Source organism: Kitasatospora sp. NPDC007106 (assembly GCF_040634455.1).
Lineage (GTDB): Bacteria > Actinomycetota > Actinomycetes > Streptomycetales > Streptomycetaceae > Kitasatospora > Kitasatospora arboriphila.
Map to the genome: position 1 here is coordinate 1 of NZ_JBEYFP010001444.1, position 1,062 is coordinate 1,062.

At 71.0% G+C, this 1,062-nt stretch carries 1 protein-coding gene; it reads right to left on the minus strand.

Annotated features, from left to right (window positions below):
• Window positions 1-809 (minus strand): FAD-dependent monooxygenase (locus ABZ641_RS39145; protein WP_359989499.1); only part of this gene is annotated, 809 nt, incomplete at its 3' end.
• Between the last annotated feature and the right edge of the window lie 253 nt (window positions 810-1,062).

Sequence of the window (1,062 nt, forward strand, 5' to 3'; positions counted from 1 at the left end):
GGCGCGGTGTCGCTGCCGGTGATCAGCGCGCTGAGTTCCGGTGCCCAGCCGTCGAACTCCGCCGCGATCCGCGCGGTGGCCGTGGCGGCATCGGTGAAGTCGATCGCGGCGAACCATTCCTGCGGCTTGGACAGCGCCACGTAGGTGTGCAGGGTGTCGCCGCTCTCCCGGTGGGCGAAGATCTCCTTGCCCGGCGTGGGCGCGATCATCGACCCGCCGCCGACCGCTTTCGCGGCGGCGGTGTGCCGGGTGTCGGCGTCGAACAGGTAGGTCTCGACGAACGAGGTGCCGACGTACTGCGGTGTGGCGGTGGAGAGCAGCGGCCGAACCCGTGACCACGCGCCGTCCGCGCCGACCAGCAGACCCGTCACGAGGGTGGTGCCGTCGGCGAAGGTCACCTCGTGGCGGCCGTTCCCGAGGGCGCGGGCGTCGCTGACCCTGTGCCCCCACCGAACGGTGCCGGCCGGGAGCGATTCGAGCAGGATGCCTCGCAGCTCGCCGCGCATCGCCTCGGGGCGTCCGCCCGTGCCGTCGTCGGTCTCTTCGAACAGGACGGTCCCGTCCCGGTCGAGGACCCGCATCGCCTGACGGCCCTCCAGGACGATGGCGCGGAACTCCTCCATCAGGCCGGCCGTTTCGAGGGCGAGCTGCCCGTTGTAGTCGTGGATGTCGAGCATCCCGCCCTGCGTGCGCTCCGTCGGGGAGGAATCGGCCTCGTAGACCGTGACCGGGATGCCGTGGAGGTGCAGGACGCGGGCCAGCGTGAGCCCGCCGAGTCCGGCGCCGATGATCGTGACTGGGGTGTGCATGGTGACTCCTTCGGGATCGGGCCGCCCGGTGAGCTCCGGCCGGCCGTCTCCGGAAAGGTGCCAACCTCCGCTGACGAACCACCGGCATCCCACCGACAGCCCCCGACAGCGCTCCGACACGACACCGGCACGGCACCGGCACCGCAGATCAGCTGCCTGTCAGGCGGACACGCCCTCCTGGTTGGGCCCGTAACCAGGAGGGGACGGTGAGCGGGGGTGCACGAGATCGGACGAGCACACGACTGAAATCCAT